Source organism: Mycobacterium stomatepiae, assembly GCF_010731715.1.
Lineage (GTDB): Bacteria > Actinomycetota > Actinomycetes > Mycobacteriales > Mycobacteriaceae > Mycobacterium > Mycobacterium stomatepiae.
Genome location: NZ_AP022587.1, coordinates 3,029,628 through 3,044,353, shown reverse-complemented (window position 1 = coordinate 3,044,353; position 14,726 = coordinate 3,029,628). Strand labels below are relative to the sequence as shown.

Here is a 14,726-nt window from a genome sequence, read left to right as displayed (position 1 = left end):
CAACCTTCGACACGGGGCCGCCCCGCGTTAAGGTGCGCGCATGCAGCTGATTTCGGCGCGGTCGACCGAACTGTTCGTTGGTCCGCCCGACACGCCGATACAACTGGCCCGCGTCGCCGTCGCAGGGATCACCGAGCCGACGCCGGTACTCGTCGACGGCGAGGGTCTGACCGGGGAAGCCCGCGCGTGGGTCGGTGACGAGGCCGTCGAGATTCCGGTGTCCGTACGCAAGCCGGTCGTCGGCGAGCGCCGCGCCGCGCGGGTGCACGCCGGCGGCGCCAGCGTCGACTTCGAGTTCACCGTGGCCGAGCCCGGCTGGACGATGTTCATGGTCAGCCATTTCCACTACGACCCGGTCTGGTGGAACACGCAGGGCGCCTACACCAGCGAGTGGCGCGAAGACCCGCCGGGGCGAGGACGGCAGACCAACGGTTTCGAGTTGGTACACGCGCACCTGGAAATGGCCCGCCGCGAACCCGAGTACAAATTCGTGCTGGCCGAGGTCGATTACCTCAAGCCATACTGGGACACCCACCCCGAGGACCGCGCCGACCTGCGCCGCTTCATCGCCGAAGGACGAGTCGAAATCATGGGCGGCACCTACAACGAACCCAACACCAATCTCACCAGCCCGGAGACGACGATCCGGAACCTGGTGCACGGCATTGGTTTTCAGCGCGACGTGCTGGGCGCCGATCCGGCCACCGCGTGGCAGCTCGACGTGTTCGGCCACGACCCGCAGTTCCCCGGGATGGCCGCCGATGCCGGGCTGACGTCGAGCTCGTGGGCGCGCGGACCACACCACCAATGGGGACCGACCCATTCCGGCGGCGTCGAAGGCATGCAGTTCTGCAGCGAGTTCGAGTGGATTTCGCCATCCGGGCGCGGATTGCTCACTCACTACATGCCGGCGCACTACGGGGCGGGTTGGGGAATGGACTCGTCGGCGTCGCTGGGCGAGGCGCAGGCTGCCACCTATGCGGTGTTCGACCAGCTCAAAAAGGTCGCCTTGACCCGCAACGTGCTGCTGCCAGTCGGCACCGACTACACCCCACCCAACAAATGGGTCACCGAGATTCATCGCGACTGGGCCAACCGCTACACGTGGCCGCGCTTCGTGTGCGCGCTGCCGCGGGAGTTCTTCGCCGCCGTGCGCGCCGAGCTGGACGAGCGGGGTCCCGAAAAGGGCGGGACGCCGTCGCCGCAGACGCGCGACATGAACCCGATCTACACCGGCAAGGACGTCTCCTACATCGACACCAAACAAGCCAACCGCGCCGCCGAAAACGCGGTGCTGGACGCCGAGCGCTACGCGGTATTCGCCGCGCTGATGGCCGGCGCCGAGTATCCGCATGCCGCGTTGGCCAAGGCGTGGGTCCAGCTGGCCTACGGCGCGCACCACGACGCGATCACCGGCTCGGAGTCCGACCGGGTCTACCTCGATCTGCTGACCGGCTGGCGCGACGCATGGGAGCTGGGTGGCGCCGCCCGCGACAACTCCCTGGCCGTGCTGTCCGGTGCGGTCGCTGGTCCCGCGGACACGGTCGTGGTGTGGAACGCGCTGACCCACCAGCGCACCGACATCGTCACCGCCCGCATCGATCGGCCACTGTCCGCGGGGGCGCGGGTGCTCGACTCCGACGGTGCCGAGCTGCCCGCGCTGGTCGAGCACGACGGGCACTCGGTCAGCTGGCTGGCCCGCGACGTCGGATCGCTGGGCTGGCGGGCCTATCGATTGGTTCCCGCGGACGACGCGACCGGCTGGGAGTCGTTTCCCGGGCACCAGATCGAAAATGAGCACTACCGGCTGGCGGCCGACCCGGACCGGGGTGGGGGAGTCGCGTCGCTGATTCGGGACGGCCGCGAGCTGATCGCGGCTGGAAGACTAGGCAACGAACTCGCCGTGTACGACGACTATCCGGCCCACCCGACGCAGGGGGAGGGCCCGTGGCACCTGCTGCCCAAGGGGCCGGTGGTGGGCTCGTCGGAATCACCGGCGCAGGTGCGGGCCTACCGGGGGCCGCTCGGTCAGCGGCTGGTCGTGCGGGGCCGCATCGGTGAATTGCTGCGCTACACCCAGACATTGACGCTGTGGAACGGCGTCGATCGGGTGGACTGCCGTACCACCATCGACGACTTCAGCGGCGAGGACCGCCTGTTGCGGCTGCGCTGGCCGTGTCCGGTGCCGGGCGCCATGCCGGTCAGCGAAGTGGGCGACGCCGTCGTGGGCCGCGGGTTCGCGCTGCTGCACACAACTTCTGGCGGGTCTCAATCCGTGGACACCGAGCACCTGCCGTGGACGCTGGACAACCCGGCTTACAGCTGGTTCGGGCTGTCGTCGGCTGCCCGGATTCGATTGGGGAAAAAGGACATCCGCGCCGTCTCGGTGGCCGAGGTGGTGTCGCCGTCGGAGTCGGCGTCCGGGCCACTGGCCCGCGAGCTGATGGTCGCGCTGGTCCGGGCCGGCGTCACGGCCACCTGCACCGGTGCCGACAAACCGCGCTACGGCAACCTCGATGTCGACTCCAATCTGCCCGACGTCCGGATCGCGCTGGGCGGCCCGGACCGCAACGCCTTCACCAAAGCGGTGCTGGCCGAGGCCGATCCGGAGTACGCGAAAGAACTCGAACGCCAGCTGGCGAAGCGCGGTCGGGCCCGGGTGTGGGTGCCCGCGAAGACGTCGCTCACCGCGGCCTGGGTGCCGGGAGTCGACCTGCGTGCGGTGCGCGCGCTGCCGGTCCTGGTGATCGATGGCGCCGACGAGAAGCGCCTCAATGCCGAAATCGATTCGGTGGCAGCCGATCTCGACGATGCCGAGATCGCCGTCAAACAGCGGGCCGCGCGGGGTGCCCAACATTTCGAATCCCGTACCGTGGCGTTGCTCAATCGCGGCGTGCCGAGCTTCGCCGTCGACAGCGAAGGCACGCTGCACACCGCGTTGTTGCGGTCCTGCACCGGCTGGCCGTCCGGCACCTGGATCGACGAACCGCGCCGCACCGCGCCGGACGGCTCGAACTTCCAATTGCAGCACTGGACACACCATTTCGACTACGCGCTCGCCTGCGGCGACGGCGACTGGCGGCACGCCGAGATCCCGAACCGCAGCGCGCAGTTCTCCCACCCGCTGCACCCCGTCTTCCCGGATCGACGGCGAGGCAACTTAGCGCTCACCGGATCGCTGCTGAGCGTCGAGCCCGCCGGCGCCGTGCACGTCGGCGCGTTCAAGGCGGCCGGGAACCCGCTGACGGCCGGTCGCGCCGACCCCGTCGACCCCGGCGAGGTAGCGCTGCGCCTCGTGGAAACGACCGGGGCCGCTACCCGGGTGAGCGTCGGTTCCACCCTTGGCAAGCTGAGCGCGCTGCGGCTTGCCGACCTGCTGGAGACGCCGCAGACGCGCGAGCGATCGATCGAGCTGCACGGCTACCAGATCGCCACCGTGCTGGCCCGGCTGAAGATGCCCAAGGCATTCGACGGGCCCGCCGCGCTGGGCCCGGACGCCGAGGTCGCCCAGCCGTTGTACGCGCGGTACTGGCTGCACAATCGCGGGCCCGCACCGCTGGGTGGGCTACCGGCCGTCGCGCACCTGCATCCGCAGCGAGTGACCGCCGAACCGGGCGGCGAGCTGACCCTGCGGCTCACCGCGGCCAGTGACTGCACCGACGCGGAGCTGCACGGCATCGTCGCGCTGGCGGGTCCGGACGGCTGGTCGGTGACGCCCGCCGAGCTGCCGTTCACGCTCGGCGGCGGCGAGCACCGGGAGGCCGACGTGGTGCTGGTCATCCCGGCCGATGCCGAGCCCGGCCAGTACCCAATCCGGGCGCAGCTGCGCGTCACCGCAGATAGTGTCCCGTCCGCCTGGCGTCAGACGGTCGAGGACGTGACCATCGTCGAGGTCGGAGCCGGCCAGGACGCCGATCTGATCTACCTCGTCGACGGGCCCGACGAGATCGCGCTGGGCGCGGTGAGACGGCGCGGCTGGTGGTGACCATCGGCAGCAATGCCGCGTCCGACCTATCGGCCGAGGCCCATCTGATCAGCCCCTGGGGCACCTGGGAGTGGGTTGGCCCGGCCTCGCTCGGCGCAGTGCTGCCGGCGCGCGGCACCGTCGACTTCTGCTTCGACGTCAGTCCGCCCGCCTGGCTGGAACCCGGCCAGTGGTGGGCTCTGGTGCGGTTCGGCTGCGCGGGACGGCTGGTCTACTCGCCGGCGGCAAAGGTGACCGTGACATGAGCGGGCGCCCGGTCGCCACCGTCGCGGGCACGCCCGTCGCGGTCGAGGAGGTCGACGCGGCCGAGGCGCGATTGCGCGGCGGCCCCCACGCTGCCGCCCTGCCCGCCCGGGGCACCAGCGAGGGCCGCCAACTGCGGCGCTGGCTCACCCAACTTCTGGTGACCGAACGCGTCGTCGTCGCCGAGGTGGCCGCCCGCGAATTGAGCACCGGCGACGCGCCGGGCGAGGAAGAGCTGCTGCCCGACGTGACGGCCCGGCTCGAGATCGGCAGTGTGGCCGCGGCGGCGCTGGCGGATCCGCGGGCGCGCGCGCTGTTCGTCGACGTAACCGCCGCGGTCCGGGTCAGCGATCGCGAGGTCGCCGACTACCACGCCCGCAATCCGCTGCGGTTCGCCGCGCTGCGACCCGACGGCCGCGGCTGGCGCGCGCCGTCGTGTGACGGGCCGCCGCTGGCGCAGGCGCGCGCCGCGGTCACCGAGCATCTGTGGGCTGCGGCACGTCGTCGCGCCTTCCGGCTGTGGCTGGACGAGCGACTGGCCGCACTGGTCGAGCTCGCCCCCGGCTACGAGCATCCCGGCGACCCCCGCCAACCCGACAACACCCATCGGCACTGACCGGCCATGCTGACCCTCTGCCTGGACATCGGTGGCACGAAAATCGCTGCGGGCCTTGCCGACTCCGGGGGCGCGCTGGTGTACACCGCGACAAGGCCCACCCCGGCGGGCGGTTCGGCGGACCAGGTGTGGGACGTGGTCGCCGCGATGATCGCCGAAGCGTTGGCGAAGGCCGGCGGTGCGGTTAGTGCGGTGGGCATCGCTTCGGCTGGCCCCATCGATCTGCCCGGCGGAACCGTCAGCCCGATCAATATCCAAGGCTGGCAACGCTTTCCGCTGCGAGATCGGGTGGCGGCCGTGGTGCCAGGGGTGCCGGTGCGCCTGGGCGGTGACGGCGTCTGCATGGCGCTGGGGGAGCAGTGGCAAGGCGCGGGGCGGGGTGCGGGCTTCCTGCTGGGCATGGTGGTGTCGACCGGCGTCGGCGGTGGCCTGGTGCTCAACGGCGCGCCCTACACCGGGCGCAGTGGCAATGCCGGGCACGTCGGCCATGTGGTCGTCGAACGCGACGGGCAGCCGTGCACGTGCGGGGGCCACGGCTGCGTCGAGACGGTTGCCGCCGGGCCGTGGCTGGTGCGCTGGGCGCGGGCCAACGGCTGGTCGGCACCGGCGGACGCCGGCGCCCGCGAGCTGGCCGCCGGGGCGAGGGCCGGTGACGAGGTCGCGCTGCGGGCGTTTTCCCGGGGTGCCACCGCGCTCGCGATGATGATCGCGTCGGTGGCGGCGGTGTGCGACCTGGACCTCGTCGTCATCGGGGGAGGCGTGGCCCAGTCCGGTGGCCTGCTCTTCGACCCGCTGCGCGCGGCGCTGACCGACTATGCGGGGCTGGATTTTCTGGCCGGATTGCGGGTGGTGCCCGCCGAACTGGGGGCACAGGCCGGCCTGGTCGGCGCGGCCCGGCTCGCGGGAGCTTAGCCAACCTCGTTGCGAGGCACGTGCTTTCGGACCCAATAGGACAAACTCGCCAGCACCGGCTCCACAGTCTTGCCGTACGGAAATCGAGTAGTGCACGGTGCGGATGTCGTGACGGTCGATGATTCCCGCGTCGACCAGCTCGTGCAGGTGACGGATCAGCATCCGCTCGGGGATGCCGTTGATGCTGAGATATCGCGCGAGCTCGCCGTTTTGGCTGACGGCGGGTTGTGCCGCTATCCTTGGTGCCGATCCACCGAAGACCGTCGGTCACCGAGCAATCGGTCGAAGGTCCGGGAGCATCCCGGCGGCCCACGCAGGAGGACGAGGCTGTAGCCGCCGGCTCCCACGCCGGCGTATCTCAACGCCCCGTGCCGCTTCCTGCGCCGGGGCGTTCGTCGTTCCTCGGGTGATCACCGACGACACGATTTTCACTGAGTTTCATCGAGGAGGTATGCATGGCCAAAGCTGACAAGGCCACCGCCGTTGCGGACATTGTCGAGCAGTTCAGCGCCTCGACCGCGACCGTCATCACCGAATACCGCGGGCTGACCGTCGCCAACCTGGCCGAGCTGCGCCGCTCGCTGGCGGGTTCGGCTACCTACACCGTGGCCAAGAACACGCTGATCAAGCGCGCCGCGTCGGAAGCGGGGATCGAGGGTCTCGACGAGCTGTTCGCGGGGCCGACGGCCATCGCGTTCGTCAGCGGCGAGCCCGTCGACGCCGCCAAGGCCATCAAGACCTTTGCCAAGGACAACAAGGCGCTGGTCATCAAGGGTGGCTACATGGACGGCCACCCGCTGACGGTGGCCGAGGTCGAGCGCATCGCCGACCTGGAATCCCGCGAGGTGCTGCTGGCCAAGCTGGCCGGTGCCATGAAGGGCAACCTCGCCAAGGCCGCCGGCCTGTTCAACGCGCCGGTTTCGCAGTTCGCCCGCCTCGCGGCCGCCCTGCAGGAGAAGAAGGCCGCCGACCCGGCTGCCGCTGCGGCCCCGGCCGCAGAACCCGCTTCCGAAGCGGCAGCTTCGGAAGCACCCGCCGAGGCAGAAGCACCCGCCGAGACACCGGCTGACGCCGAATAACCCCACAAACCGAAACAAGGAAGGATCCACACCATGGCAAAGATCTCCACCGATGACCTGCTCGACGTCTTCAAGGAAATGACCCTGCTCGAGCTCTCGGACTTCGTGAAGAAGTTCGAGGAGACCTTCGAGGTCACCGCGGCCGCTCCGGTAGCCGTTGCCGCTGCCGGTGGCGCTGCCGCCGGTGGTGCGCCGGCCGAGGCTGCCGAGGAGCAGTCGGAGTTCGACGTCATCCTCGAGGCCGCCGGCGACAAGAAGATCGGCGTGATCAAGGTGGTCCGCGAGATCGTCTCCGGCCTGGGCCTGAAAGAGGCCAAGGACCTGGTCGACGGAGCACCCAAGCCGCTGCTGGAGAAGGTCGCCAAGGAAGCTGCCGACGAGGCCAAGGCCAAGCTCGAGGCCGCCGGCGCGACCGTCACCGTCAAGTAGTTCAACTCGCGCACGAAGCCCCCGGGAACCCTAGTGAATCTAGGTCCCGGGGGCTTCGTGTGTTCAGCCGGAAAACGCCGACTGCAGCGACCGCGCCACCCGCTCCGCGGAGTCTCCAAGCGCGACAAGCAGATTCGTAGTCATCGCGGTGAGTACCGGCGCCACCGCCGAGCCGTCGTCGCCGTAGCATCCGGCCAGCTCCAGCATCACGAATCCGTGGATCAATGCCCAGAACTGGGCGGCGGTAGCCACCACGGCCGCGTCGTCGGAGCCGCCGACGGTGATCCGGCCGTCCAGCATGCACCGGCGCACCACCCGCACCACGTGCGCGAAGCTGTGTCCGTGTTGCTCGATCTCAGCGACCGTCAGCGTCAGGACGTTGCCGGCCGGTGCGTTGATGCCGTGCGCGCTGGTGCTACCGAACATCAGCCGGTACATGTGCGGCCGCTCGATCGCGTAGCGGCGATAGGCACTACCGACGGTGAATAGATCGGCCACCGGATCGGCGGTCTGCGGGACCGTTTGGGCGGCGTCGAACTGACTTAGCCCCTCCTCGGCGACCGCGGCGATCAGACCCCGCATCCCACCGAAATGGGTGTACACGGCCATCGTCGAGGTCCCCGCGGCGCTGGCCACTTTGCGGGTCTGCAGGGCATCGGGGCCCTCGCTATCGAGCAGGCCGACCGCGGCGTGCAGCATCTCGTCGCGCACATTGCGCCGAACTTCCGACGTCATCTCTCCAACCATCTCTGATGAGGCCTTGCCATCTTCTCATCACCGGCGTACGGTCTCAATAACGCTGACATAACAACGTTATAGGAGTTCAGCCCATGACTTCCACACAGACAGTCAAATCCGAAAACCCCTATCTCGAGGGCTTCCTGGCGCCGGTACACACCGAAGTGACCGCGACCGACCTCGACGTCACCGGGCAGATCCCCGAGCACCTGGACGGGCGCTACCTGCGCAACGGGCCCAACCCGGCCGCGGAGGTCGACCCGGCCACCTATCACTGGTTCACCGGCGATGCGATGGTGAAAGGGTCGCGTTGCGCGACGGCAAGGCTTGCTGGTATCGCAACCGATGGGTCCGCACCCCACCGACGAGCGTCGCGCTGGGCGAGCCCGAGCGCCCTGGGCTGAATCCGCGCGTCGGGATGTTGTCGGTCAGCCCCAACACCAACGTGCTGACCCACGCCGGAAAGACGCTGGCACTCGTTGAGGGCGGTGGTGCCAACTACGAGCTCACCGAGGAACTGGACACCGCCGGGCCTTGCGACTTCGACGGCACCCTGTTCGGTGGCTACACCGCCCACCCGCATCGGGATCCGCGCACCGGCGAACTGCACGCGGTGTCCTACAGCTTCGGACGCGGACGCACTGTGCAGTACTCGGTGATCGACACGGACGGCCGCGCCCGGCGCACTGTCGACATCGAAGTGAGCGGGTCGCCGATGATGCACGACTTCTCGCTGACCGACAAGTACGTGGTGATCTACGACCTGCCGGTCACGTTCGACCCGATGCAGGTCGCGCCGGCCAACGTGCCGCGCTGGCTCAGTTCGCCGGCTCGCCTGGTACTGCAGTCGGTGCTCGGCCGGGTCAGGATTCCCGGCCCGATGATGACGGCGATCAACGGCAATCGGCGGCCCATGCATCGGATGCCGTACAGCTGGAAGGACAGCTATCCGGCGCGCATCGGGGTGATGCCCCGCGAGGGTGGCAATGACGACGTGCGCTGGTTCGACGTCGAGCCCTGCTACGTCTTTCACCCGCTCAATGCGTACTCGGAGATGCGTGACGGGCCCCGAACAAAAGAAGAGGTCCTGGTGCTCGACGTGTGTAGTTACGCGAAGATGTTCGACCGCGACCTGCGCGGTCCCGGCGACAGCCCGCCCACGCTGGATCGCTGGACGATCAGCCTGACCACCGGGGCGGTCGCCACCGAACGTCGCGACAATCGTCCGCAGGAGTTTCCGCGGATCGACGAGACGGTGCTGGGTGCGCGCCACCGGTTCGGCTACGCCGTCGGGCTGGACGGCGGCTTCCTCTCCGGCGGGGCAACCGAGATGACCTCGGCCCTGTACAAGCACGACTACGTGACGGGGTCCAGCGTGGCCGCGGCGCTGGAACCGGGTCTTTTACTCGGCGAGATGTCCTTTGTGCCCAATCCCACAAACGGCTCGGCGCAGCGTGACGAGGATGACGGCGTTCTGATGGGCTACGGCTACCACCAGGGCCGTGACGAAGGGCAATTGCTGTTGTTGGACGCCCAGACGCTCGAATCCGTCGCGACCGTGCACCTGCCCCAGCGGGTGCCGATGGGCTTCCACGGCAACTGGGCTCCGACAATCTGACCCTTTACCGTCACTGCCAGGAGCATTAGCCTGCGTGCAGGGGTGGGTCTCAGGTCAGCGAATTTTTCGCTCCGGTGCTGTGCAACCGTGCTGCGTGGTCCCGGGGGTGCGCTACAGTGACTCATGCCACACAAAGGGGCAGGTGGCGGCATGCGTCGACGGAAGGATTCCCTATGGGCGTTGCTATCGAGGTCAGTGGTCTGACCAAGTCCTTCGGGTCATCGAGGATTTGGGAAGACGTGACCCTGGATATCCCCGCCGGGGAGGTCAGCGTTTTGCTGGGCCCGTCGGGTACCGGTAAGTCGGTCTTCTTGAAGTCATTGATCGGGCTGCTTCGTCCGGAGCGTGGCTCGATTGTCATCGATGGCACCGACATCATTGAGTGTTCGGCTAAGGAGCTCTACGAGATCCGCACGCTGTTCGGGGTGTTGTTCCAGGACGGGGCGTTGTTCGGGTCGATGAACCTGTTCGACAACACCGCCTTCCCGTTGCGTGAGCACACGAAGAAGAAGGAAGGCGAGATCCGTGACATCGTCATGGAGAAGCTGGAAATGGTCGGTCTTGGCGGTGATGAGAAGAAGTTCCCCGGCGAGATCTCCGGTGGTATGCGCAAGCGTGCCGGCCTGGCCCGCGCCCTGGTGCTAGACCCGCAGATCATTTTGTGTGACGAGCCGGACTCCGGTCTGGACCCGGTGCGTACCGCGTATTTGAGCCAGCTGATTTTGGACATCAACGCTCAGATCGACGCGACCATCTTGATCGTGACGCACAACATCAACATCGCACGTACGGTGCCGGACAACATCGGCATGTTGTTCCGCAAGCATCTGGTCATGTTCGGTCCGCGTGAGGTGCTGTTGACCAGCGATGAGCCGGTGGTGCGTCAGTTCCTCAACGGTCGGCGTATCGGACCGATCGGTATGTCGGAGGAAAAGGACGAGGCGACCATGGCCGAGGAGCAGGCGCTGCTTGACGCCGGTCACCACGCCGGTGGTACCGAGGAAATCGAGGGCGTGCCGCCGCAGATCACGGCGACGCCGGGAATGCCCGAGCGCAAGGGGGTGGCCCGTCGCCAGGCCCGGGTGCGCGAGATGCTGCACACCCTGCCCAAGAAGGCGCAAACCGCCATCCTCGACGACCTCGAGGGCACCCACAAATACCAAGCACACGAATTCGGCGACTGACAATCGTCTGATTTCCAGACCCGACCGCGCCTTGCCGTGGTCGGGTCTGTTCGTGCGCACCGGAAGCGACGGCCGCAGGAATTCGGCGACAACTTGCCGCGCCTTCCTCTTGACGAATAGGCGTGCACAGGTCAATCTGTTGGGCAGCATGTACCCACGGGAAATTCGAGATGCCAGCCAGCGTCGACTCCCTTGGATGGGTAGTTGAGGAATGCGCGCGCCTGCGCTATTGTTGGGCGTTGTGCTGGCTACTTCCTGCCCACCTCGCCCGCCACCTGACACCGTGGTCTTAGCCTGAGCCGTCTCTGCGGCTCAGCTATTTAGTTGCGCGCGTGAGGTTCGGGCAGTTCGTTCGCCGGCTTAACCGAAACAAGTTGCGGCGAACAGGCCCGGTGAGCCCGGTTCTCGTGAGTCGCACGAGGTGCTGGAAGGATGCATCTTGGCAGATTCTCGCCAGAGCAAGACGGATTCCTCTTCTAACAACTCCGTGCCTGGAGCACCTGACCGAGTATCTTTCGCCAAGCTCCGCGAACCGCTTGAGGTTCCGGGGCTTCTCGACGTGCAGACCGACTCCTTTGAGTGGTTGATCGGCTCGCCGCGTTGGCGCGAGATCGCCTCCGGACGCGGGGACGTCAACCCGGTCGGTGGCCTCGAAGAGGTGCTGTACGAGTTGTCGCCGATCGAGGACTTCTCGGGCTCGATGTCGCTGTCGTTCTCCGACCCCCGCTTCGACGAAGTCAAGGCGCCGGTGGACGAGTGCAAAGACAAGGACATGACGTACGCGGCTCCGCTGTTCGTCACGGCCGAGTTCATCAACAACAACACCGGTGAGATCAAGAGCCAGACGGTCTTCATGGGTGACTTCCCGATGATGACCGAAAAGGGCACGTTCATCATCAACGGGACCGAGCGCGTCGTGGTCAGCCAGCTGGTCCGGTCGCCCGGTGTGTACTTCGACGAGTCGATCGACAAGTCGACCGAGAAGCTGCTGCACAGCGTCAAGGTGATTCCGAGCCGCGGTGCGTGGCTGGAGTTCGACGTCGACAAGCGCGACACCGTCGGTGTGCGCATCGACCGCAAGCGTCGTCAGCCGGTCACCGTGCTGCTCAAGGCGCTGGGCTGGACCAACGAGCAGATCCACGAGCGGTTCGGCTTCTCCGAGATCATGATGTCGACGCTGGAGAAGGACAACACCGCCGGCACCGACGAGGCGCTGCTGGACATCTACCGCAAGCTGCGTCCGGGCGAGCCGCCGACCAAGGAGTCCGCGCAGACCCTGCTGGAGAACCTGTTCTTCAAGGAGAAGCGCTACGACCTGGCCCGCGTCGGCCGCTACAAGGTCAACAAGAAGCTGGGCCTCAACGCCGGCGAGCCGATCACGTCGTCGACGCTAACCGAAGAGGACGTCGTCGCGACCATCGAGTACCTGGTGCGCCTGCACGAGGGCCAGCCGACGATGACGGTTCCCGGCGGCACCGAGGTTCCGGTGGAGACCGACGACATCGACCACTTCGGCAACCGCCGTCTGCGCACCGTCGGTGAGCTGATCCAGAACCAGATCCGGGTCGGTATGTCCCGGATGGAGCGGGTGGTCCGCGAGCGGATGACCACGCAGGACGTCGAGGCCATCACGCCGCAGACCCTTATCAACATCCGGCCGGTCGTCGCCGCGATCAAGGAGTTCTTCGGCACCAGCCAGCTGTCGCAGTTCATGGACCAGAACAACCCGCTGTCCGGGCTCACCCACAAGCGCCGCCTGTCGGCGCTGGGGCCGGGCGGTCTGTCGCGCGAGCGCGCGGGCCTCGAGGTCCGTGACGTGCACCCGTCGCACTACGGCCGGATGTGTCCGATCGAGACCCCTGAGGGTCCGAACATCGGTCTGATCGGTTCGCTGTCGGTGTACGCGCGGGTCAACCCGTTCGGGTTCATCGAGACGCCGTACCGCAAGGTGGTCGACGGTGTGGTCAGCGACGAGATCCAGTACCTGACCGCGGACGAGGAGGACCGCCACGTCGTGGCTCAGGCCAACTCGCCGATCGACGCGAGCGGCCGGTTCGAAGAGTCGCGTGTTCTGGTTCGCCGGAAGGCGGGCGAGGTCGAGTACGTCCCGTCGTCCGAGGTGGACTACATGGACGTGTCGCCGCGCCAGATGGTGTCGGTGGCCACGGCCATGATTCCGTTCCTCGAGCACGACGACGCCAACCGTGCCCTGATGGGTGCCAACATGCAGCGCCAGGCGGTACCGCTGGTGCGCAGCGAGGCGCCGCTGGTCGGTACCGGTATGGAGCTGCGCGCCGCGATCGACGCCGGCGACGTGGTGGTGGCCGACAAGGCTGGGGTGATCGAGGAGGTGTCCGCCGACTACATAACCGTGATGGCCGACGACGGCACCCGGCACACCTACCGGATGCGCAAGTTCGCGCGGTCCAACCACGGCACCTGTGCCAACCAGTCGCCGATCGTCGACGCGGGAGACCGGGTCGAGGCCGGCCAGGTGATCGCCGACGGTCCCTGCACCGAAAACGGTGAGATGGCGCTCGGCAAGAACCTGCTGGTGGCGGTCATGCCGTGGGAAGGCCACAACTACGAGGACGCGATCATCCTCTCCAACCGCCTGGTTGAAGAGGACGTGCTCACCTCGATCCACATCGAGGAGCACGAGATCGATGCCCGCGACACCAAGCTGGGCGCCGAGGAGATCACCCGGGACATTCCGAACGTCTCCGACGAGGTGCTCGCCGGCCTGGACGAGCGTGGCATCGTGCGCATCGGTGCCGAGGTTCGTGACGGCGACATCCTGGTCGGCAAGGTCACGCCGAAGGGTGAGACCGAGCTGACGCCGGAGGAGCGGCTGCTGCGGGCGATCTTCGGTGAGAAGGCCCGCGAGGTCCGCGACACCTCGCTGAAGGTGCCGCACGGCGAGTCCGGCAAGGTGATCGGCATTCGGGTGTTCTCCCGCGAGGACGACGACGAACTGCCTGCCGGTGTCAACGAGCTGGTCCGCGTCTACGTGGCCCAGAAGCGCAAGATCTCCGACGGCGACAAGCTCGCCGGACGCCACGGCAACAAGGGCGTCATCGGCAAGATCCTGCCGGTCGAAGACATGCCGTTCATGCCGGACGGCACGCCCGTCGACATCATCCTGAACACCCACGGTGTGCCGCGACGTATGAACATCGGCCAGATCCTGGAAACCCACCTCGGGTGGGTCGCCAAGGCCGGCTGGAACATCGAGGGCACGCCCGAGTGGGCGGCGAACCTGCCGGAGGGCCTGCGGCACGCGCAGCCCGACCAGACGGTGTCGACCCCGGTGTTCGACGGTGCCAAGGAGGAGGAGCTGCAAGGTCTGCTGTCCTGCACGCTGCCCAACCGCGACGGCGACGTGATGGTGAATGCGGACGGCAAGGCAAGGCTGTTCGATGGCCGCAGTGGCGAGCCGTTCCCGTACCCGGTGACCGTCGGCTACATGTACATCATGAAGCTGCACCACCTGGTGGACGACAAGATCCACGCCCGTTCCACCGGTCCGTACTCGATGATCACCCAGCAGCCGTTGGGTGGTAAGGCGCAGTTCGGTGGGCAGCGATTCGGTGAGATGGAGTGCTGGGCCATGCAGGCCTACGGCGCCGCGTACACGCTGCAGGAGCTGTTGACCATCAAGTCCGACGACACCGTCGGCCGGGTCAAGGTGTACGAGGCGATCGTCAAGGGCGAGAACATCCCGGAGCCGGGTATTCCCGAGTCCTTCAAGGTGTTGCTCAAGGAACTGCAGTCGCTGTGCCTCAACGTCGAGGTTCTGTCGTCGGATGGTGCGGCGATCGAACTGCGCGAGGGCGAGGACGAAGACTTGGAGCGCGCCGCCGCGAACCTGGGAATCAACCTGTCCCGCAACGAATCTGCGTCCGTCGAGGATCTGGCCTGA

The 14,726-nt window shown here is 67.4% G+C and carries 7 protein-coding genes and 2 pseudogenes; 8 read left to right on the top strand and 1 reads right to left on the bottom strand.

Going from position 1 to position 14,726, the window contains the following annotated elements; translation table 11 throughout:
• The first annotated feature begins 40 nt into the window (after positions 1 to 40).
• The 5 genes and pseudogenes from G6N54_RS14205 (at position 41) to rplL (ending at position 7,264) form a co-directional block, all read left to right on the top strand.
• Positions 41 to 4,230: pseudogene (locus tag G6N54_RS14205) on the top strand (glycoside hydrolase family 38 N-terminal domain-containing protein).
• Positions 4,227 to 4,844, top strand: a complete 618-nt coding sequence (locus G6N54_RS14200; protein ID WP_163790683.1) for a DUF7158 domain-containing protein — start codon at positions 4,227 to 4,229, stop codon at positions 4,842 to 4,844. Before G6N54_RS14205 ends, G6N54_RS14200 begins: the two are co-directional and overlap by 4 nt.
• Before the next feature lie 6 nt (positions 4,845 to 4,850).
• Positions 4,851 to 5,756 (top strand): ROK family protein, encoded by a 906-nt coding sequence (locus G6N54_RS14195; RefSeq protein WP_163790682.1) that lies wholly within the window; start codon positions 4,851 to 4,853, stop codon positions 5,754 to 5,756.
• Positions 5,757 to 6,211: 455 nt separating this feature from the next.
• Positions 6,212 to 6,835: a 50S ribosomal protein L10 gene (rplJ, locus tag G6N54_RS14190; RefSeq protein ID WP_163790681.1), complete on the top strand. Its 624-nt coding sequence runs from the start codon at positions 6,212 to 6,214 to the stop codon at positions 6,833 to 6,835.
• Between the two features lie 33 nt (positions 6,836 to 6,868).
• Positions 6,869 to 7,264: a 50S ribosomal protein L7/L12 gene (gene rplL / locus G6N54_RS14185; RefSeq protein WP_163790680.1), complete on the top strand. Its 396-nt coding sequence runs from the start codon at positions 6,869 to 6,871 to the stop codon at positions 7,262 to 7,264.
• Between the two features lie 63 nt (positions 7,265 to 7,327).
• Here rplL and G6N54_RS14180 read toward each other — a convergent pair whose 3' ends face one another.
• The gene (locus G6N54_RS14180; protein ID WP_163790679.1) at positions 7,328 to 7,999 is read right to left on the bottom strand and encodes a TetR/AcrR family transcriptional regulator; all 672 of its coding nucleotides are present in this window, start codon (positions 7,997 to 7,999) and stop codon (positions 7,328 to 7,330) included.
• Between the two features lie 95 nt (positions 8,000 to 8,094).
• On the opposite strand from G6N54_RS14180, the pseudogene G6N54_RS14175 reads away from it, so the two are divergent.
• From G6N54_RS14175 to rpoB, 3 genes and pseudogenes are all read left to right on the top strand, one after another.
• Positions 8,095 to 9,620: pseudogene (locus G6N54_RS14175) on the top strand (carotenoid oxygenase family protein).
• A 173-nt stretch (positions 9,621 to 9,793) separates the two neighbouring features.
• Positions 9,794 to 10,804, top strand: coding sequence for an ABC transporter ATP-binding protein (locus G6N54_RS14170; RefSeq protein WP_163790678.1), 1,011 nt, complete (start codon positions 9,794 to 9,796; stop codon positions 10,802 to 10,804).
• Between the two features lie 439 nt (positions 10,805 to 11,243).
• Complete coding sequence (rpoB, locus tag G6N54_RS14165) at positions 11,244 to 14,726, top strand: DNA-directed RNA polymerase subunit beta (protein ID WP_372513214.1); 3,483 nt, start codon at positions 11,244 to 11,246, stop codon at positions 14,724 to 14,726.